The organism is Streptomyces globisporus C-1027 (genome assembly GCF_000261345.2).
GTDB lineage: Bacteria > Actinomycetota > Actinomycetes > Streptomycetales > Streptomycetaceae > Streptomyces > Streptomyces pakalii.
Genome location: NZ_CP013738.1, coordinates 7,074,508 through 7,094,387, shown reverse-complemented (window position 1 = coordinate 7,094,387; position 19,880 = coordinate 7,074,508). Strand labels below are relative to the sequence as shown.

The following is a 19,880-nucleotide window of genomic DNA, read 5'->3' as shown; positions in this document are numbered from 1 at the left end:
CCCGGGGGCAGCCATCAGGGACGCTGGCCGTATGACGCAGACGACTTCCGCACCCCGGCACGAGGACGGCACGGCACCGCCCGCCGCCCGCTTCGACGCCGTCGTCGAAGCGGCCGTCCAGCAGGGGCTGCTGGGCGAGGGCGGTCCGGTCGCCGGGTTCATCGACACGGCGGGGGTACGCGCCTCCGTCGGGGCCCTGCAGGACGCCTTCGCCGCCACGCCCGGGGTGCTGCACACCTTCGCGGCCAAGGCCTGCTCCCTCATTCCGGTGCTGAGGCTGCTGGCCGACTGCGGCATGGGGTGCGAGGTGGCGAGCCCCGGTGAACTGCGCCTCGCCCTGGAGGCCGGGTTCCCCGCGTCCCGTGTCGTCCTGGACTCCCCCGCCAAGACCCGCGAGGAGATCCGGCTGGCACTCGCCCTCGGCGTGGCCGTCAACGCCGACAGCCTCGGTGAACTGCGCCGCATCGACGCCCTGCGGAACCCGAGCACCTCCTCGGTGCTCGGGCTGCGGGTCAACCCCCAGGTGGGCGGCGGGTCGATCGGGCCGATGAGCACGGCGACGGACACATCGAAGTTCGGGGTGGCCCTGCGCGACCCGGGGACCCGCGAGGCGATCGTGGCGGCCTTCCGGGAGCGGCCGTGGCTGACCCGCCTGCACGCCCATGTGGGCTCACAGGGCTGCCCGTTGGAGCTGATCGCGGCCGGGGTGGCCCGGACGTACGAGCTGGCCGAGGAGATCAACGCCACGCTGGGCGTCCCGCAGATCACGAGCCTGGACATCGGCGGCGGGCTCCCGGTCAACTTCGCCGACGAGACTGTGCACCCCACCTACACGGACTACGTGGCGGCCCTGACGGCCTCCGCCCCCGGCCTCTTCTCCGGCCGCTATGCGCTGGTCACGGAGTTCGGCCGGTCGCTGCTGGCGAAGAACGGGTTCATCGGGGCCCGGGTGGAGTACACGAAGGACGCCGGAGGCCGCCGGATCGCGCTCACCCACGCGGGAGCGCACACGGCCACCCGTACCGTCCTGATGCCCGACGCCTGGCCGCTGCGGATCGGCGCGTTCGGCCCGGACGGCGTCCCCAAGGGCGGCCCGGTGCTGGCGCAGGACATCGCGGGTCCCTGCTGCTTCGCGGGGGATGTGGTGGCGTGCGGCAGGGAGCTGCCGGAGCTGGCCGAGGACGATGTGGTGGTGCTGTACGACACGGGGGCGTACTACTTCTCCACCCCGTGGGCGTACAACAGCCTGCCCCGCCCGGCGGTGTACGGATTCCGGGTGGCGGCAGGGCGGGAGGGGGAAGGGCCGGGGCACGCGGGGACGGTGACGTTCGCGACCGTGCGGGGGCCGCAGTCGTTGGACTCCATCGCGGCGGAGAGCGGACTGGCGCACGTGGACGCCCTGATCGAGCGGGACGACCGGGAGGCCGGGCGGGACGGCTGAGGGGGCTCGCTGTACGGCTCGGCGGGCAGCACGGTCCGGTCCGGTCCGTTCCGAGGAGCACCTGGACCCGCCACCCGCCCATCACCGAGGAGCCCCCGGACGACGATGAGCGTCGTCCGGGGGCTCCCCCGGTCACGTCCCGGCCGGCTGCGGCTCCGGTTCCGGGTCCGGTACGGGGTCCGGGCTGGGGCCCGGCGGCTGCGGGATCGGGTCCGGTGCGGGCCCGGGCGGCATCGGCCCGGGCCCCGGCGGCACGGGCGGCGGGCTGGGCACCGGCGTGGGCGGGCCCGGCACGGGCGGAGGGGTCGGCGAGGGCGGTACGGGGTCGGGGTACGGGTGGGTCATCGCGATCCTCCACAACGGCACGAAAAGGACAGATGGAGCTTTCCTCCACCGTCTCCCGGTGCGGCTGCCCGCGCCTGCCGAGTCCACACATACGCCCGGTGGCCGCGGCGCGTTCGGGCGCAGGTGCAGGGCGGTCCCGAATGGGCAGAACTCCGGGCACGACGCCCGGGCCGGCACGGATCCGGGACCGTCGCCACCGCTGCGAAAGGTGCCTCCATGCCCCCACCGAGTGTGCTCGCCGTCCACGCCCATCCGGACGACGAGGCCCTGTTCTGCGGAGGCGTCCTCGCCCGGCACGCGGCGGCCGGGGCCCGTACGGCGGTGGTCACGGCGACCTGGGCGGCGGGCACGCACCGGGCAGCCGAGCTCGCCCGGGCCCTCGACGCCCTGGGCGCGGGCGCCCCCCGGCTGCTCGGCTACGCGGACGCGCGGGTGCCGGAGTCGGCCCCGGGCAGGACCCGGTTCCTGGACGCGCCGCTGGGCGAAGCCGTGGCGGCGCTGGTCGGCCACATCCGTGGCGTACGCCCGGAGATCGTGATCACGACGGACGCCTACGGAGGGATGACCGGCCACCCGGACCACGTGCACGCCCACCGGATCACCGTGCTGGCGGCACGTGCCGCCGGGCTCCCCGGGTTCTGTCCAGGCGCCGGCGCCCCTTGGCAGCCGAGTGCCCTGTACCTCGCCACCCACCCCCGCTCGGCGGCCGTCGCGGTGGGCGGACGGATGGCCCGGTCGGGCACCCCGGCCGAGGCGCTGTACTGCTCCGAGGACGCCTGGATCACCACGACCGTCGACGTCCGCCCCTGGCTTCCGCAGAAGCTGGCCGCGATCCTCGCGCACCGCAGTGAGGTGGAACGAGGAGCGGCACCCGGTCGGATCGCCGCCCTGACTCCGGCCGTCCAGCGCGAGGTGCTGGGCACCGAGTGGTACATCCGCGAGGACCTGCGGCACCGGGGCGGATCGGCCACGGAACTGAGCGCGTGATCCGCCCGGTCCGATCCCGTGATCCGCCCCGGCCCGGGCTCCCCTCGGGCCGCTCAGAACAGCTCGGGGTGGTTCCTGAGCTGCCGCTTCGCCTCCTGGACGAGCTCGGCCGATGCCTCGGGCGCCTCGTCCGGGTGGCGCTCGGCCCACTTCGCCGCGTACGGGCACAGCGGAATGACGGCGACGCCTTCACGGGCGGCCATCGCAGAGAACTCCCGCACGAGCGCGCCCGCGATGCCCTTGCCCTCATGCTCGGGCCGGACGACGGTGTGGACGGCCACGAGCGCGCCGGGAGCCGGGTCCATGACGAAGTACGCGATGGTCCCGGCCGGCTCACCGCCTTCGTACGCCACGAGGTTGCCGTGCTCCCGGTCGTCCCTGATCTCCACGGCAGCGTTCTCCGCCATCGCCTTCCACCCTCTCCTGGTTCCCGGACGCGGCCGGCGCTCTCAGCCGCCCGCGACGACGGCCTGCGGGCTCCGCTCCGTACGGCTCCCGGGAACCGGCGCCGAGGCGTCGGTGCCGAGCGCCACGATCCGGTTGTCCGCGTCCACGTGCACGACCCGCGGCACGAGGTCCCGGGCCTCCGCGTCGTCGACCTGCGCGTAGCTGATCAGAATGACCAGGTCACCGGGGTGCACGAGGTGTGCGGCCGCGCCGTTGATCCCGATGACACCGGAGCCGCGCTCGCCCTCGATGACGTACGTCTCCAGGCGGGCGCCGTTGTCTATGTCAACGATATGGACCAGCTCGCCGGGCAGCAGGTCGGCGGCCTCCATCAGAGCGGCGTCGATGGTCACGGAGCCGACGTAGTGCAGGTCGGCCTGGGTGACGGTGGCGCGGTGGATCTTGGACTTGAACATGGTGCGCAGCATGGAGAATCTCCCGGATTGTCTGCTCCCTGCCTGCTCTTCGCAGGTCAAGGGCTATCGCCGGAGCGTACAACGGTTCCCGTGTTCGGTCAGCTGCTCCCAGGTGCTGCAGGGCCCACGCTGACCCGCGCTGACTTCCACAAGGCACCATCCAGCGGGACGGGCCGCTTTGGTCCGGTGGTGCTCACTGAGACCAGTGCGCCGTCCCTCCGTGCGCAAGGACCTCCTTGAATGATCGCGCTGCCCGGTTCATCGCCATGCACGGTCACGTTTCGTCGGCCGGCAGATCCTCGTCTTCGTCGGTCACCAGTGCAGTCGGCAGCGGCAGCCCGTACTTGTCACACAGGAATCGGGTCTGGCAGTAGCGTTGGGCGTCGGCGGCCACCCTGCCGAGGACCGCGGCGTTCATGCCGGCCCCGATGAGGACGCCCACGAACGGCACGACCTTCGCGACGTTCTTGACCGACACCCTGGAGCCGGCCGGGCCCATCTGCTGCATCAGCTTCTCAAGAGCAGCGAGGAGACGGTGGTCCTGGCGGAGATTCTGCGACCAGTTGACGCGTCCCTTGACCGCGCTCGCCGCCCGTGCGGTCTCCTGCAGGGGCTTGGCCTTGGCCGCCTGCGCCATGAAGGACCGCTGCACCAGGCGCTGGATGAATTCCTGCTCCTTGGGGTCTTTGGCGTCGTAGCCGTAGGAGTACGCGATGCGCGCCGCTATCGATGTACTGAGGACCTGCACGACCAGGATGTCCGCAGTCATCGCGGCGGGGATACCTGCGACGGGGACCATGGCCAGCAGGCCCATCGCACCGCCTTCGAACGCGCCGGTCGTCCGCCACTTGAGGGTGTTGCGGCTGAGCAGGCGGTCGCAGACCTTGAGATCCTGTTGCCGCAGTTCGGCGAAAGTGTCGATGTCGAAGCCTCGCTTGCGGGCGAGCTTCTCGACGCTCTTCGGGTCGTTGAGCTCCATGGCCCAGTCGTTGACCAGCTCGAGCAACGCGGCCGCCCCTGCGAGCGCCGGTCGCATGGCCTTGTCGGCGACCGCGTCGCCCGCGCGGCGGATCGGTTTCGTGACGGCCTCCGGCACAGCGTCCGACACCCGTCTCGCGGCGTTTCCCGCGGCCTCGCCTGTGCGGCCGAGGGCGGTGCTCGCCCAGTTCGGCAGTCCACGGCGGTTGTTGCGGCGCTGCCAGTGCTCGTTGAGCGTGTCCCACACATGCCCCTCGTACTCGCTCATCGGGGGTGCATCGTCGATGAGAGGGGCGGCGTACACGCTCATTGAGGTTCTCCATTTCGACGGTGATCGCCGGGTACCGTCTCGCCGGTCATCACACACTGATCCGAATATTCCAGGAACGCGGACGTATCTCGCAGCGGAACGGCCACATAGGCCAGGCGCGCGACTCGGACGACGAGGTCAGGCAGGGTGAACCGGCCAACGCCGCCCGTGCCGTCGTTCTTCGATGAACAGGTTGACGGTCACCGGAAGGCACTGCTGGAATCACTCTCCGTACGTGCGGCAGGGTGAGAAGAGAGACACATGGCGGCATTGGACAATCTGAAGCTCAGGGACGTACTCGCGGATGTCGCCTCAGGGGCGTTACAACTGCCCGACTTCCAGCGGAACTGGAAGTGGGACGACGACCGGATCAGGGCGATCATCGCGACGGTGACGCTGGACTACCCGCTCGGCGTGGTGATGACGCTGCAGACCGGCGGCTCCACGCGCTTCCGTTCCCGCACGCTCACCGGGGCCCGGCCCGACGGCGACCCGAAGGCGGAACTCCTTCTGCTGGACGGGCAGCAGCGCCTCACCTCCCTCTTCCAAGCACTGTGGCTGGATGCCCCGGTGGAGACGTCGGACTCCCGCGGCAAGCCCATCGAGCGCTGGTACTACGTCGACATCGAGAAGGCGGTCGGACCGTCCGCCGACCGCGACGAGGCGATCCTGTCCGTCCCGGCCGACAAGGTTCTCCGCACCGACTTCAACCGCACTGTGGTGCTGGATCTGAGCACCGAGGAGGCCGAGTGCGCGGCGGGCCTCTTCCCTCTGCACCTGGTCTTCGACGCACAGCGCGTCAACCAGTGGAAGAAGGGCTACATCAAAGCGGACGAGGAGCGGAACTGGGACCGCTGGGGCCAGTTCGACGACCTGGTCCTCCAGCAGGTCCGCGCCTTCCAGGTCCCGATGATCCGACTGGCCGCGTCCACGTCCATGGACGCCGTCTGCGCGGTGTTCGAGCGCGTCAACACCGGCGGCGTGCCCCTCAACGTCTTCGAACTGCTCACCGCCACCTATGCGGGCGACCCCGGGTACGTGGAACGGACCGGGGACTACTACCAGCTTCCGGAGGTGTGGCGGGAGACCAAGCAGGCCCTGGCGTCGAAGTACCCGGTCTTCGGACGGCTGGAGAGCGGCCTGGAGAACGGCCTGAGCAGCATCGACTTCCTGCAGGCCATCGCACTGGTACGCACCTGGGAGCGCAAGGAGGCCGGTGCCAGGACCGCGGTGTCCTGCAAGCGGCGCGACCTGCTGGATCTCCCGCTGGCCGACTTTGTCCGTCTGGCACCCGAACTCGCCGAGGCTTTCGCCTGGGTGGGCGATTTCCTGGAGCGGCAGTGCATCGTCCGCCCCAACGACCTCCCGTACAAGACCCAGCTGGTCCCGCTCGCGGCCGTCCGCGCGATTCTCGGCAACGGGACGGATGGGCCGGGCCCGCGGGAGAGGGTCGAACAGTGGTACTGGTGCGGGGTCCTGGGTGAGATGTACGGCGGATCGACCGAGACGCGCTTCACCCGGGACGTCGAGCAGCTCATCGGCTGGATGCGGCATGAGGGCCGTGCACCCGACACGGTCACGGACGCCTATTTCCTCGCCGAGCGGCTCGACACGCTCAGCACTCGCAACAGCGCCGCCTACAAGGGGATCTACGCCCTGCTCATCAAGCAGGGCGCGGTCGACTGGCACTACACCGACGCTCCGCTCAGTCCCGGGCGGCTCGACGAGTACAGCGTGGATGTTCGCCAGGTCTTCCCCAAAGCCTGGTTTCGCCGGGGCAACAGCCAGGGCCTGCCGACGGGCTCGATCGTGAACAAGACCCCGCTTTCCCACCGCGCCACGATGGACATGATGGGGGCGCCGTCGTCCTATCTTCCCACCCTGGTCGCCTCCTCGGACAAGCGTCCCGAGTGGTTCGACGATGTGGTCGCCACGCATCTGATCGACCCGGAGACGCTGCGCGAGAGCGACTAAAAGCGCTTCTACACCGACCGCTCTCGGCAGTTGCTGGATTTGGTGCAGTCCGCCATGGGCAAGCCCACCATGCTCCGGGATGTCTCGGAGGGCGACGCACGATGACGACCAGACCCAGCGAGAAGGATCTGGCAGCACTCAAGGGCACCACCGTGCCCGTGCAGGGAATCCTGGACCTGTTCCAGGTACGGGTCCGTGATCACCGCACGGTGCACCTGATCGCGCAGGCGCTGGCGGACTCGGGACTGACGACACTGCCGGACTTCGCGGTCTGCGGACTGCGGAGCAGTGTCGACGTGGTCCCCCTCGTCTCCGTACCCGCTCAGGCCGGACCCGTCGAAACCGCCGGCGAGGAGACGGACGAGGCCCTCCCCTCACTTCCCCAGCGGTTGCTCCTCAGTGACCTACCATCCGCCAAACGGGGCGTGCGTGGCGTCACCCTCGGAAACTCCCTGGCGCACGCCACCTTCCTGATGCGCACCGAGAGTTTCTCCCAGGTGCCGGTGACCACCGGCATGGCGCAGATCCATGGCGTGGTCACCTGGGGTTCCGTGGCCAGGATGTACGAGGCGGGCAAGGACGCCACGCTGGAGAACGCCATGGAGAAGGACTCCCTGCCCGTCGCGGACGCGCGCCAGGAACTCTTCTCAGCCCTCCCGGTGGTCAGGGAACACGGATACCTGCTCGTGCGCGGTGACGACGGCTGCCTGTCGGGGATCGTCACCGCTGCGGACGTCACCGAACGCTTCGCGGGGTCAGCGCGGCCCTTCTTCATCGTCGGAGAGATCGAGTCCCTGCTGCGCCGCTGTCTGGGCGCGGCGCTCGACGAGGGGTCCGTCAAAGCCGTCCAGACCAACAAGAAGCCCGAGCACCGCACCGGTCAGGTGTCGGATCTGATGTTCGGCGACTACCTGCGGCTCTTGGACGGCGACCAGGCGAAACAGTCGCTCGCCCAACAGGCCGATCGCAACTGGGAAGCTCTGAAGTGGCCGAACATGCCCCGGGAGCAGTTCATCGGCCGGCTGACACGGGTGAAGGACATCCGCAACCGGATCGCCCACTTCGACGAGAAGCCGCTCCCAGCGAAGATGATCGAGGAGCTGACGGCCTTCGCGGCGCTGCTACGAGCCTTTGTCTCCTGATCACGCACGGTCCGCCTGGCCGTCCGGGCACAACGGGTGCGTGAGGCGCCCGCACGGTCACCGTGTGGACGCCTCACGCCTCGCACCCCCAGGCGAAGAGCGGAGCTGTCGGGCATTCGGTTTCTAGGAGTCGGATGCCCGCACCGCTCTCCGCTCATGCGGCAGAAGCGGCCCTGTCACCAGCGCGCGGAGGCAGAACGACTTCACGTCGCGTCAAGCGAGCTCGGCCAGAGCGAGGGCCTGTTTCAGAGTTCTCTCATCACGAATCTGCATACTCACCCGGTATCGGCGATGGCCGGTGATGAGGCGATGGGCGTCCGGCGCCAGCTCCGCGATCTCGTCACTGTGCTGCAGACGGAAGTTGATCACACCCGTCGACGCGAAGGCATAGGCGAACCCTCCGAACTGGCTGCCCTTACGGCGGGGCCGGAGGCAGCCGGAATAGTCGAGCGGATCGCCTTCCTGCCACGTCTTGCGCTTGATGCCATGCACTCCGACGCTCTCCCAGGAGCTGGTTTCCGCAATGAAGTCGATGAACTGCTGCGCAGCGGGGTTGAAGGCGAGCTGTGCCTTCACCGTCCCCTGCCCTTCGTCCGCAAGCCCGGGATGTCACCCTCGACGCGCCATCCGAAGTCCACGGCGTCATCGCTGTCGGAGTCGGCGACCACTCGAGGTGTCCGGCGCGGGGTGTCGACCGTGCCGGACTGCTGCTGGACGAGTTCGCGCAGCACCTCTGACGCGTCGAGTTCCTGTGGCGTGCCCTCGAAGGAGAAGTAGATCAGCTTCACGGGCCCCCTCCCGATGTACGAACGGTATACGAGCGGAAGCACTATGCGTGACGGCCGGACTACCGCCCACGGTAGGCGTTCGGATCGGAGCTTCGGCCTGAACGTCATGACCAGGCCCCACCGCCACGTCGCGCCACCGCAGCGCACCGAAGTTCAGGGAGCCCTGGTCGGCGTACCTCGGCGACCGGATGTACTCCAGTACCGCTCAGCGGCCCGGCCCCACCGGGTGACAGTCCTGTGTGCCGTCGGGTGCCGTGACTTCCCATTGCAGATGTACGGCATCGGGCGGAATGAGCGGGTCGATCCACTCGACGACGGTGGCGAAGAGAACGTCCTCGAACCGCGCGGTGGACCAGGCTCCGGGCCGTTCAGGAACTGCCGGTTCCCAGCCGTGCTCGGCCCAGACGACCGTGAAGAGCTGACGCTCGTCGCCGATCAGCCAGTCGAGGGCGAAGGAGTCCGCTCCCCTGAACCGTGCCCAGACGACGAACGTGCCGTCGCCCTCCTGGTCCGGGAACACGTCGATGGTCACACCGTCCGTCCGCACCGTCGCGGCGTCCCGGACCACCTCCAGCCGGCGCACCACCGACGGCGAGGCAGCATCGAGGACCCTCCGGAGTTCGGAACGGTAGGTGGCGGTCTCCGCATCCTGGTGTCCGTCGCGTTGCACGGTCACAAGATGGCGGCCGTACGGAGGATTTCCGCCTGCTCACGCGACGCCCGCCACCGTGGAGCCGATTCGGGCGACTTTTCCCCCACTCGATCATTGGTCTATACCTTGACTGGATCATGTCAAGACGCTTGAGTGTGGTCACACCCCCATCACGGTCGTGACCGGACGCCGCGCACCCCGGTCCGGGCGGCCGTCATGCGTAAAGGAGTGACCGAGTGCTCAGACATCGCATCGCGAGAACGCTCATGACCCTGTTGCTGGTGACCGGGCTCGCGGCGGCGTTCGCCCCCGCCGCCTCGGCAGCCCCCCTCAAAGCCGCCGCCAGTCTGTGCGACACGGCACCCAACTGGCAGGCGGGTTCCTGGTACACGGCGGGGACCGTCGTCCGTTTCAACGGGTCCTACTACATCGCCGAGCACGACAACCCGGCCTACGATCCGACCATCAGCACGTGGTACTGGGACCCCTACACCTGTGGCGGCGGCAACCCGCCCACCACCGGTTTCCCGGTCAGCCAGGCGCAGTTCGACCAGATGTTCCCGAACAGGAACTCCTTCTACACCTACAGCGGGCTCGTCTCCGCGCTGAGCGCGTACCCGGCGTTCGCCAACACGGGCAGCACCGAGGTCAAGCGTCGCGAGGCGGCGGCCTTCCTGGCCAACGTCAGCCACGAGACCGGCGGTCTCGTCCACATCGTGGAGCAGAACACCGCCAACTATCCGCACTACTGCGACTGGAGCCAGCCCTACGGCTGCCCGGCCGGACAAGCCGCGTACTACGGCAAGGGGCCCATCCAGCTCTCCTGGAACTTCAACTACAAGGCCGCGGGCGACGCACTCGGCATCGACCTGCTGAACAACCCCTGGCTCGTCCAGAACAACGCGTCCGTCTCCTGGAAGACCGCCCTCTGGTACTGGAACACGCAGAACGGCCCGGGGTGGATGACGGCGCACAACGCGATCGTCAACAACCAGGGCTTCGGTCACACGATCCGCGCCATCAACGGCAGCATCGAGTGCAACGGCGGCAATCCCGCCCAGGTACAGAGCCGCATCAACAAGTTCCAGCAGTTCACCCAGATCCTGGGCACCACGCCCGGTTCCAACCTGAGCTGCTGACGCGCTTCACAGCGATCGCGGGCCGGGGCCGACGCCTCCGGCCCGCGATCCCCCGGTACGGCCGCGTCGCGGTGTTCACGGGGGCGTGTCCGCGTACGGTCGGGGGCGGCCCGGACCCAGCAGCGCCGGAACACCGGATCAGGAGCAGCGCCGTGCAGCCGACCTCAGGTGGAGATCCCTTCGACGGAGAGCCGGAACAGCAGGCCCTCTTCGGCTGGGCCGACACAGCTCCCGCCGCACCCCCGGAGGGCGACGGAGCCTTCCGGAACAGCGCGACGGCCCGGCGCATGCTGGACATCCGGGAGGTGTACGGAGAGCCGGCCGCGCTCGCGTCCCCCCGCGGGCAGCAGATCCTGGCCCGCCTGCCGGAGGTGCCGATCACCGAGGTGACGGGCCACTGGCGCATTCCCTCCCTCCACGGGAACGCCGGCAGCGTCGCCCGCTGGACCCGGATCAAGCGCGAGACGCTGGTCCTCGGCGTCCGGCAGAGCCTCACCACCCGCCCCAACGGACGGTCCGCCGACTTCATCGCCCCCGGTGCGTCCAACGGCTGCGCGATGGCCTGCGCGTACTGCTATGTGCCGCGCCGCAAGGGTTACGCCAACCCGATCACCCTGTTCACCAACATCGAGGCGATCATCGCCCACATCCAGCGGCATGTGCGGGCCCAGGGGGCCAAACCGGAACCCAACCAGTGCGATCGGGACGCCTGGGTGTACGACGTCGGAGAGAACGGTGACTGCTCCGTCGACGCCTTGATCTGCGACAACACCGCGGACCTGATCGCCGCGTTCCGCGCGCTGCCCACCGCGAAGGCATCGTTCGCGACGAAGTTCGTCAATCCCGACCTGCTCGGTATGGACCCGGGGGGTCGTACCCGGGTGCGGTTCTCGCTGATGCCGCAGGACGACTCCCGCCTGCTGGACATCCGTACCAGCCCCGTGGCCCGGCGCATCGCGGCCGCCGCCGACTTCCTGGACGCGGGCTACGAGGTTCACTTCAATCTCTCCCCCGTGGTGCTGCGTCCGGGCTGGCAGCGGGACTGGGCGGAACTGCTCACCCATCTCGACGACGTGGTGCCGGACCGGGTGAAGGAGCAGGCGGCCGCCGAGGTCATTCTGCTGACCCACAACGAGCAACTCCACGAAGTCAATCTGGGCTGGCACCCCCGGGCCGAGGACGTCCTGTGGCAGCCCGCCGCGCAGGAGACCAAGCGCTCGCAGAACGGTGCGATCAACGTCCGTTACGAGCTTCAGGTCAAGCAGCGGGCCATCGCCCGGCTCCGTGAGCTGATCGCGTCCCACGCTCCTTGGCTCCGCATCAGATACGCGTTCTGACGCCGCCTGCCGCCGAGGCCCGGCCCACGGCCTGCCTTCCGGGCGAACGGCGAGCCCGCGGCCGAGAGGGGCATCGGCGGCTGTCGGCAGATCATGCGCGCCGATGTCCCGTCGGACGCCGCGACCCCGCACACCACGCGACGCACGATCACCACGATTGTTCGGCCGCGGTACGGGTATGCGGCGTGATGTCCCCCCGTGCGTGCCGACCGCGGGACAGAGATCGTTCACACATCGCGAAGGCCGGGGAGCGCCATGTCCGACATCATCTCTGCACACGGGGAGGGGCGGAGCGAGTCCGCCGGATCCACCGCGACGGACCGGCGAGTGCCGACGTGCGCGGCGGCGCGGGACCTGATCACCTCGCTCCTCCAGCGCTGCGCGGCCGATACGTCGGCGGCCAGGGGGGACGCACATCTGGCCGTCACCGAGCTGATCAGCAACGCGATCCGCCACGGCGGCGGCCTCACGGGGTTCTCCGCCGATCTGAGCCCCGACTCCTCACGGCTGCGCCTCGCGGTCGAGGACGCCGACTCACGTCTGCCCCGCAGCCCGTCCGAGACCGACCGCTTCCAACCGGGCGGGCGGGGGTGGGCCCTGGTGAGGCGGCTGGCCGACACCTGCTCCGTGACCCGGCTGCCGGGCGCGGGAAAACGGATCACGGTCACCTTCGCCCTCTGACCACAGCGGGCAGGGCCCCAGCCGGTCACGGCCCGTTCTCCTCCCGCCGGGCGCACTCCCGCAGGCCCGTCGCGACGTCGGGATGGACGTGGAACGCCTCCTCCGTTCCCGTGACCTTCAAAAGCGAGGCCAGCATGCCGGAGACGCCCGCGAGATGGACCGGCACGAAACGGATCGCCTGAAGGGCCGCGTTCAGGAAGGACGAGTCGGCGAAGGTGGTGCCCGAGCAGTCGAGAAGGACGGCCGTGCGGGTACGGGTGGCCTCGGACAGCGCCGTGCGGAGCGGCTCTATGCAGTCGATGTCGACGTCGCCGACGATCCGCACCAACCACACAGCCGGCGTCCGGCGGAGTTCCGCCGTGATCGACGTGCCCGCAGGGAAGTCTCCAATAGTTTCCACAAGGCAATACTTACAGAGCCAAATGAATGTTCTGCAAGTCGATCGCAGACGAGCGGTTTCCTGCAGAAAACACACTTTCCGCTCGCCCGATCCGACGTGATCAGCGACGGGGCCCCACCCGGCCAGGCCCGGTCCGGAGCCTCCATCCGCCTCCGACCCGGCCTGTACGCTGCGATCATGCAGCCGCCCGTCCCCTCCTCCTCCCCGTCGGGGTCCGCACGGTCCGGCCCGACCGCGGACCCCGCCCGGCGCGGGCTCCTGACCGAGCGCATCGCCCGTGAGCTGGAGCACGACATCCGTTCCGGCGAGATCGCCGTCGGGACGAAGCTCCCCTCCGAGCGGGAGCTCGCCGCCCAGTTCGGCGCCAGCAGGAACGTCGTGCGTGAAGTGCTGCGGCGGCTGGAAGCCCAGCACCTGATCGAGGTGGCTCCCGGCCGCGGCTCCTTCGTCCGCGAGCAGTCCTCGGGACAGGCCCGGGGGTACGACGCGCTGTACCGGGCGGGGCGGCCCACCGTCCGGCAGTTGATCGAGGCGCGGATCCCGCTGGAGGTCGAGATGGTCCGGCTGGCGACCGAGCGGGCCACGGAGGAGGACATCGCGGCGATGCGGGCCGCCCGGGACGGGCTGGAGTCGGCGACCGACGTCGTGGTCAAGGCCCAGGCGGACATGGAGTTCCACGACGCCATCGCGGTGGCCAGCAAGAATCCGGTGCTGAGGATCATGCTGTCGTCGATCGGCGGCATGATGTTCGAGATGATGCTCCGCTCGAACTCCGACCCGTCGATCGGGGAGCCCGGCGTACCGCACCACCCGGAGATCTTCGAGGCGATCGAGGCGCGGGACGTGGACCTCGCGTGCGCGCGGATGCGGGAGCACCTGATGCTCGGCCTGCGGACGTACGGGGCCGATCTCGACGTACAGGTCGACACCATGGCGCGCAATCACATCGAGACGCTGCTGGGGCAGACCGAGGGCCGCCGGGCCTCCTCGGGGCGGTAGCCCCCGTCCCATCGGCCCGGGGCGGAATTCGTCCGTCCGGTCCGTGGGATCTTGGCTTCGGGGTCTGGTCGGGGAGGTTTCCCTGCTGTTACGGTCCCGCGTAGACCAACTGGTCCTACCAGTTGGACCAGACCGGTTTCCCGAGGGGACCGGCACGCGACACGTACGCAGAGAAACGAGGACGACGATGTCCACGAGCAGCCAGCTCCTGAGCCGGCGCGCCTTCGGCAGAATCGCCGCGGGGGTCGCGGCGGCCGCCGGGGCGGGTGCGCTGAGCGCCTGTTCGGGCGGAGGCGGCAGGCCCTCGGCCGACGCCCCGTTGCGGATCATGGCGATCAACCACGTCTGGTCCCAGGCGATCAGGCGCCGCACAGCAGAGTTCGAGGAGCGCATCGGGCGGCGGGTCTCGATGACGCTGCTCACCGCCGACCAACTCGCCGGCAGCTACAACGTCAAGCTCAACGCGTCGGGTACGGACGTGGACGTGATGATGGTCCGCGCGCTCCAGGAGCAGTTGCTGTTCGGTCACAACGGCTGGCTCGCGGATCTCAGCGACCGGGTCGCGGACGACCGGTTCGCCTGGGACGACTTCCAGGACGCACCGCGCGAGGCGTCGGTCACGGCCGGAAAGGTGCTGAGCGTCCCGGTGGTGACCGAGCGCCCCGCCCTCTACTACCGCAAGGACCTGGTGGCGGACCTGGGCGGCCCGCCGCGCACCCTGGAGGCGCTGATGGAGGGCGCGCGGGAGCTGACCCGGCGGAAGGACGGCTTCTACGGGTACGTCGGCAGGGGCCAGCGCAGTGGCGCGGTCTCCCAGTGGTCGAGCTTCCTCTACTCGTACGGCGGGGACTTCGTCGTGGACGGGAAGTCCGGGATCGGCAGCGCCGAGGCCGTCGCCGCGTACGCGTACTACGGCCGTCTGCTGGCCGGCTCCGGACCGCCCGGCGCCACCAACATGAGCCTCGAACAGGCCCTGCCGATCTTCGCGCAGGGCAAGGCCGCCTTCTTCGTCGACGCCGACGCGATCTACAGCAGCTTCCTCGATCCGAAGGTGTCGCGGGTGCGCGAGACCGTGGGCTTCGCGCCTTTCCCGGCCGGGCCTGCCGGGGCGAAGCCGCACAACATCCCGTCCTGGAGCCTCGGTATCAACACCTTCTCCCGACTGCGGGACGACGCCTGGGAGTTCATCCGGTGGGCGGCCGGTCCGGAGATGTCGGCCGCGCTCCAGAAGGAGGGCATACCCGGCGCCCGCACCTCCGTGTGGTCGGACCCGAAGACGCTGTCCGCCTTCCCGCCGGAGCTGGCCGAGGCCATGCGGATCAACGCGGAGCGCGGCGTCGGCCACGACCGGCCGCGCGTCCTCCAGGTCGGCCGGGCCCGGGACATCGTCGGCCGCCCGCTGGTCGCGGGCATCCTCGGTCAGTCCGTGCGGCCGGTCGTGCGCGACGCGGACGCGGAGTTCGCCGAGTTCCTCGTACGCGACAACCGCCACAAGGAGTCCTGATGCCCGCCACGGAGACAGCCGAGACCCCGGGGGTGGCAGGGGCCGACCGGACTGCCGCCACTCGCACCCGGCGCCCTGCGCCTTCCCGATCCGGGCGGCGGCAGCGGACCTTCGAGCAGGCCAACCGGCGGCTCAAGTGGGCGATGCTGGCCCCGGCCGTGCTCTTCGTCGGCCTGATGATCGTCTTTCCGCTGGTCTTCACGCTGAACCTCAGCCTCACCGACGCCTTCGGGGCGGTGAACGCCGACAGCGCGCACATCGGGCTGCGCAACTTCGGTGACGCCCTGGGCGACACCCGCCGGTTCTGGCCCGCGGCCCGCCGCACCCTGGTCTTCACGGTCGGCGCGGTGGTGCTGGAGACGGTGCTCGGGCTCGCCCTGGCCATGCTGATGCGCAAGCCGTTCAAGGGGATGCGGTGGGTACGGACCGTGCTCATCATCCCGCTGCTCGCCACCCCGGTCGCGATCGGCATCCTGTGGCTGCTGATCCTGGACCCCACCAACGGCATCGCCAACCACCTGCTGGAGGCGGTCGGTCTGCCCCGGCAGGAGTTCCTCGGCTCGGTCGGGCAGTCGCTGCCGACGCTGATGCTCATCGACGTGTGGCAGTGGACCCCCATGATGACGCTGCTGCTGCTCGCGGGCCTCACCACACTCCCCGAGGAGCCGGAGGAGGCCTCCCTGATGGACGGGGCGAACGCCTGGCAGCGCTTCCGTCACGTCATCCTGCCGATGCTCGGGCCGACCCTCGCCACCGCCCTGGTGCTGCGCGCCGTCGACGCGCTGAAGACCTTCGACCTCCTCTACGCCACGAAGGGCGCGGGCGGCGGTTCGGACTTCGAGGTGGAGACCCTCAACGTCTACGCCTACGGGCTCACCTTCGACTACCAGGAGTACGGTCTCGCCGCCGCCGTCCTGGTCCTGTTCACGCTGTTCATCATCGGTGTCGTGGTGCTGCTGCGCCGCCGGGGCGGAAGGAAGAACGCATGAGTGCCACCCTCTCCCCCGCGCGGGCCCGGCGCGGCAGGCGTCTCGGTTCCTGGCTGCGGGGCATCGCGATCACCGCCGTGACGCTGGTCTTCGCGCTGCCGGTGGTGTGGATGTTCGCCGCCGCCTTCAAGACCAACGTGCAGGTCACCGATCCGTCGATCGGGTTGTGGTTCACGCCCACGCTGGACAACTTCCGTGCCGTCGTCGAGGCCGGGCAGATCGTGCGCTCGATGGGCAACTCCCTTCTGGTCGGAGTCGTTTCGACGGTGCTCTCCGCGGTGATCGCGGTGCCGGCCGCCTGGGCGGTCGGCCGGTTCTCCATGCACCGCACCGGTTCGGTGATCCTCGTGGCGCGCATCGTCCCGGCGATCTCGCTGCTGGTGCCGTGGTACTACCTGTTCGCGCGGATGGGCCTGGTCGGCTCCTACACGGTGCTCGTCCTGAGCCATATGTTCGTCTCGGTCCCGCTGATCATGTGGATCATGATCAGCTTCTTCGCCGGGCTGCCGGTCGAGCTGGAGGAGGCCGCCCGCACCGACGGGCTGAGCGCCTTCGGCGCGTTCTGGCGGATCTCGCTGCCGCTCGCAGCGCCCGGCACCGCGACCGCGTCCCTGCTCGCCTTCGTCTTCAGCTGGAACAACTTCATGTTCGCGCTGGTCTTCTCCGACGACCGGACCCAGACCGTGCCGGTCACCCTCTTCAACTTCATCTCCTACGCGAGCACGGACTGGGGCGGTCTGATGGCCGCCGCGGCCCTCATCACCGTGCCCGTGGTCCTGGCCGCCCTCCTCGGACAGAAGTACCTGGTGGCCGGGCTGACGTCCGGCGCCTCCAAGGGCTGAACCCTTCACTCCCCCACCTGCGGAAAGAGCACACACGCATGAAGATCGTCGACGCGAAGGTCGTCGTCACCAGCCCCGGCCGCAACTTCGTCACCCTGAAGCTGACGACCGACGAAGGGCTCACCGGCCTCGGCGACGCGACCCTCAACGGGCGGGAGCTGGCCGTCGTCAGCTATCTCACCGACCATGTCGTCCCGCTGCTGACCGGGCTCGACCCGCATCGCATCGAGGACACCTGGCAGGCGCTGTACCGGGGCGCGTACTGGCGGCGCGGCCCGGTGACCATGGCCGCCATCGCCGCCGTCGACGTGGCGCTGTGGGACATCAAGGCGAAGGCCGCCGGGCTGCCGCTGTACCAACTGCTGGGCGGCGCGAGCCGGGAGCGGGTCGGGACGTACGGTCATGCCAACGGGCGGGACATACCCGAGCTGCTCGACTCCGTACGGGCCCGGCTCGCCGAGGGCTATCCGGCCGTCCGCATCCAGTCCGGCATCCCCGGGCTCAAGGCGGTGTACGGGGTCTCCGACACCGACGACACCGGTGCGCCGGTCCTCCACCAGCAGGCCCGCCCCCTGGTGGAGGACTGGGACACGGCGGCGTACCTGCGCCATGTGCCGACCGTGTTCGAGGCGGTGCGATCGGAGTTCGGGGCCGAGCTGCCGCTGCTGCACGACTCCCACCACCGGCTCACCCCGGTCCAGGCAGCCCGGCTCGGCAAGGACCTGGAGCCCTACCGGCCGTTCTGGCTGGAGGACTGCACCCCGGCCGAGAACCAGGAGGCGCTGCGCCTGGTCCGCCGGTCCACGACGACGCCGCTGGCCGTGGGCGAGGTCTTCAACACGGTGTACGACTACCAGGCCCTGATCACCGAGCAGTTGATCGACTACGTCCGATCGGCGGTGACCCACTTCGGCGGCGTCACCCCGCTGCGGAAGCTCTTCGACTTCGCCGCGCTGTACCAGATCAAGAGCGCGATCCACGGCCCCGAGGACATCTCCCCGGTCGGGATGGCCGCAGCGGTCCATCTCGACCTGGCCGTGCACAACTTCGGCATCCAGGAGTACTCCGGCCACACCCCGCTGACCGACGAGGTGTTCCGGCACGCCTACACCTTCTCCGACGGCCACCTGCATCCGGGCGAGGCTCCCGGCATCGGGGTGGAGCTGGACGAGGAGCTGGCCGCCGCCCACCCGTACGCGGCCGCGTACCTGCCGGTCAACCGGCTCCACGACGGGACCGTGCACGACTGGTGACGCCCGGTGCGGCGCGTACCGGCGTCCCTCCCGGCGCACCACGGCCCCGGGAGCGGGCCTACCACCTGACGGGGAGGGACCGGGGGCTGCGCGAGGTCGTCCCGGTCCGCCACACGACCGCGTCCGTCGGGTCGGCCAGGCGCAGGCCCGGGAAGCGGGCGGCCAGACGGTGCAGGGCGAGCTGGAGTTCCGTACGGGCCAGCCAGGCACCGAGGCAGTAGTGGGGTCCCGCGCCGAAGGAGAGCGTGGGGGCCTCCAGCGGGGCGAACAGGTCGTGGAGTGTGGCATGCGGGAAGACCTCCGGGTCGCGGTTGGCCCTGCCGCAGTCGGCGAGCACGATCGCCCCGGCCGGGATCGTCACCCCGCCGACCTCGACGTCCGTGGCGGCGTGCCGGGTACTGCCCCGGTCGTCGCCCAGCGGTACGAGGTGGACGAGCCGGTCCGCGACGCGTCCCGCGGCCTCCTCGTCGGCCCCGAGGCGGGGCCAGGTCTCACGGCGTTCGCCCAGGAGGTAGAGCAGCGCGTTGCCGAGCATGGTCATCGTGCTGTCGTGGCCGCCGACGACAAGACCGCACACCAGGCTGACCAGCTGCGCCTCGGGCACGCCCCCTTCCTCGTCGGCCGCCGCGACGATCCCGCTGACCAGGTCCTCGCCCGGAGCGCGCCGCCGCTCCGCGAGGAGGTCCGCGCCGAACGCACTGAACTCCGCTAGTGCCGAGGCAACTTGTTCGCTCTCGTGGGTGCCGTCGGAGAAGGCGTGTTCGCTCCAGTGCCGCAGCCGGCCCCACGCCGACTCGTCGAGTCCCATCAGGCAGCTGATCACCGCGACCGGCAGGGGGAGGGCGAACTCCGCGACCGCGTCCGCCGGTTGCGGGCGTTCCTCCAGCCGGTCGAGGATCTCCTCGACGATCGCGGCGATCCACGGCCGCCAGCGGGCGACGGCCCTCGGGGTGAACGCACGTCGCAGGGTGCGGCGCAGGCGCAGATGGCCGGGGCCGTCCTGGTTGAACATCAGGTCGGGGTCGTTCACGAGGTCCGGTACGTCGGAGAGGGCCGGGGCGTCGGGGGCGTACAGCTGTGCCCGGCCGAAGCGCGGGTCGGAGAGCACCTGGCGGACTTCGGCGTACCGGTTGACCAGCCAGGCGGGCGTGCCGCCCGGGAGTTCGGTGCGGCAGGGCGGCCCGGGTGGATCGAAATGCAGGCGGTGCATCGGCTCCGGGGCCGGTTCCGTGGGATCGGTGGGGTTCAACGTGCCT

The 19,880-nt window shown here is 70.0% G+C and carries 20 protein-coding genes; 12 read left to right on the top strand and 8 right to left on the bottom strand.

The window, feature by feature from the left end; genetic code table 11:
* Positions 1 to 31 precede the first annotated feature (31 nt).
* Positions 32 to 1,441: a type III PLP-dependent enzyme domain-containing protein gene (locus WQO_RS31305; protein ID WP_010064631.1), complete on the top strand. Its 1,410-nt coding sequence runs from the start codon at positions 32 to 34 to the stop codon at positions 1,439 to 1,441.
* 561 nt (positions 1,442 to 2,002) lie between these two features.
* The gene (locus tag WQO_RS31300) at positions 2,003 to 2,773 is read left to right on the top strand and encodes a PIG-L family deacetylase (protein WP_029182762.1); all 771 of its coding nucleotides are present in this window, start codon (positions 2,003 to 2,005) and stop codon (positions 2,771 to 2,773) included.
* Between the two features lie 53 nt (positions 2,774 to 2,826).
* Here the strand turns inward: WQO_RS31300 and WQO_RS31295 are convergent, their stop codons facing one another.
* From WQO_RS31295 to WQO_RS31285, 3 genes are all read right to left on the bottom strand, one after another.
* Positions 2,827 to 3,180, bottom strand: a complete 354-nt coding sequence (locus WQO_RS31295) for a GNAT family N-acetyltransferase (protein WP_010064633.1) — start codon at positions 3,178 to 3,180, stop codon at positions 2,827 to 2,829.
* 42 nt (positions 3,181 to 3,222) lie between these two features.
* Positions 3,223 to 3,648 (bottom strand): aspartate 1-decarboxylase, encoded by a 426-nt coding sequence (gene panD / locus WQO_RS31290; RefSeq protein WP_010064634.1) that lies wholly within the window; start codon positions 3,646 to 3,648, stop codon positions 3,223 to 3,225.
* 262 nt (positions 3,649 to 3,910) lie between these two features.
* Entirely contained in the window at positions 3,911 to 4,924 is a 1,014-nt protein-coding gene (locus WQO_RS31285) for an EcsC family protein (protein ID WP_010064635.1), read from the bottom strand.
* Between the two features lie 261 nt (positions 4,925 to 5,185).
* Here WQO_RS31285 and WQO_RS31280 point away from each other — a divergent pair, with 261 nt between their 5' ends.
* Complete coding sequence (locus WQO_RS31280; protein ID WP_010064636.1) at positions 5,186 to 6,898, top strand: GmrSD restriction endonuclease domain-containing protein; 1,713 nt, start codon at positions 5,186 to 5,188, stop codon at positions 6,896 to 6,898.
* Between the two features lie 101 nt (positions 6,899 to 6,999).
* On the top strand, positions 7,000 to 8,040 hold the full coding sequence (locus WQO_RS31275) for a CBS domain-containing protein (protein ID WP_010064637.1): 1,041 nt from the start codon (positions 7,000 to 7,002) through the stop codon (positions 8,038 to 8,040).
* A 213-nt stretch (positions 8,041 to 8,253) separates the two neighbouring features.
* On the opposite strand, the gene WQO_RS36255 is transcribed toward WQO_RS31275, so the two are convergent.
* The 3 genes from WQO_RS36255 to WQO_RS31260 all read right to left on the bottom strand — a co-directional run bounded on the left by WQO_RS36255 (position 8,254) and on the right by WQO_RS31260 (position 9,498).
* Positions 8,254 to 8,616, bottom strand: coding sequence for a hypothetical protein (locus tag WQO_RS36255; protein WP_010064638.1), 363 nt, complete (start codon positions 8,614 to 8,616; stop codon positions 8,254 to 8,256).
* On the bottom strand, positions 8,613 to 8,828 hold the full coding sequence (locus WQO_RS36250; protein ID WP_010064639.1) for a hypothetical protein: 216 nt from the start codon (positions 8,826 to 8,828) through the stop codon (positions 8,613 to 8,615). Before WQO_RS36250 ends, WQO_RS36255 begins: the two co-directional genes overlap by 4 nt.
* A 205-nt stretch (positions 8,829 to 9,033) precedes the next feature.
* The gene (locus WQO_RS31260) at positions 9,034 to 9,498 is read right to left on the bottom strand and encodes a DUF6389 family protein (protein WP_107115922.1); all 465 of its coding nucleotides are present in this window, start codon (positions 9,496 to 9,498) and stop codon (positions 9,034 to 9,036) included.
* Between the two features lie 248 nt (positions 9,499 to 9,746).
* Here WQO_RS31260 and WQO_RS31255 point away from each other — a divergent pair, with 248 nt between their 5' ends.
* The 3 genes from WQO_RS31255 (at position 9,747) to WQO_RS31245 (ending at position 12,637) form a co-directional block, all read left to right on the top strand.
* On the top strand, positions 9,747 to 10,619 hold the full coding sequence (locus tag WQO_RS31255) for a glycoside hydrolase family 19 protein (protein ID WP_010064642.1): 873 nt from the start codon (positions 9,747 to 9,749) through the stop codon (positions 10,617 to 10,619).
* A 152-nt stretch (positions 10,620 to 10,771) separates the two neighbouring features.
* Positions 10,772 to 11,956, top strand: coding sequence for a spore photoproduct lyase family protein (locus tag WQO_RS31250; RefSeq protein ID WP_010064643.1), 1,185 nt, complete (start codon positions 10,772 to 10,774; stop codon positions 11,954 to 11,956).
* A gap of 255 nt (positions 11,957 to 12,211) precedes the next feature.
* Positions 12,212 to 12,637: an ATP-binding protein gene (locus tag WQO_RS31245; RefSeq protein WP_010064644.1), complete on the top strand. Its 426-nt coding sequence runs from the start codon at positions 12,212 to 12,214 to the stop codon at positions 12,635 to 12,637.
* A 25-nt stretch (positions 12,638 to 12,662) separates the two neighbouring features.
* On the opposite strand, the gene WQO_RS31240 is transcribed toward WQO_RS31245, so the two are convergent.
* Positions 12,663 to 13,037: an STAS domain-containing protein gene (locus tag WQO_RS31240; protein WP_148660134.1), complete on the bottom strand. Its 375-nt coding sequence runs from the start codon at positions 13,035 to 13,037 to the stop codon at positions 12,663 to 12,665.
* A 177-nt stretch (positions 13,038 to 13,214) separates the two neighbouring features.
* On the opposite strand from WQO_RS31240, the gene WQO_RS31235 reads away from it, so the two are divergent.
* The 5 genes from WQO_RS31235 to manD all read left to right on the top strand — a co-directional run bounded on the left by WQO_RS31235 (position 13,215) and on the right by manD (position 18,624).
* Entirely contained in the window at positions 13,215 to 14,036 is an 822-nt protein-coding gene (locus WQO_RS31235) for a FadR/GntR family transcriptional regulator (RefSeq protein WP_029182764.1), read from the top strand.
* 187 nt (positions 14,037 to 14,223) lie between these two features.
* Positions 14,224 to 15,540, top strand: a complete 1,317-nt coding sequence (locus WQO_RS31230; RefSeq protein ID WP_010064647.1) for an ABC transporter substrate-binding protein — start codon at positions 14,224 to 14,226, stop codon at positions 15,538 to 15,540.
* On the top strand, positions 15,540 to 16,529 hold the full coding sequence (locus WQO_RS31225; protein WP_010064649.1) for a carbohydrate ABC transporter permease: 990 nt from the start codon (positions 15,540 to 15,542) through the stop codon (positions 16,527 to 16,529). Before WQO_RS31230 ends, WQO_RS31225 begins: the two co-directional genes overlap by 1 nt.
* Positions 16,526 to 17,371: a carbohydrate ABC transporter permease gene (locus WQO_RS31220; protein ID WP_010064650.1), complete on the top strand. Its 846-nt coding sequence runs from the start codon at positions 16,526 to 16,528 to the stop codon at positions 17,369 to 17,371. The genes WQO_RS31225 and WQO_RS31220 overlap by 4 nt, the downstream gene beginning before the upstream one ends.
* Before the next feature lie 38 nt (positions 17,372 to 17,409).
* Entirely contained in the window at positions 17,410 to 18,624 is a 1,215-nt protein-coding gene (gene manD, locus WQO_RS31215; protein WP_010064651.1) for a D-mannonate dehydratase ManD, read from the top strand.
* Between the two features lie 58 nt (positions 18,625 to 18,682).
* Here manD and WQO_RS31210 read toward each other — a convergent pair whose 3' ends face one another.
* Positions 18,683 to 19,873, bottom strand: a complete 1,191-nt coding sequence (locus WQO_RS31210) for a cytochrome P450 (RefSeq protein ID WP_010064652.1) — start codon at positions 19,871 to 19,873, stop codon at positions 18,683 to 18,685.
* Positions 19,874 to 19,880: the final 7 nt, after the last annotated feature.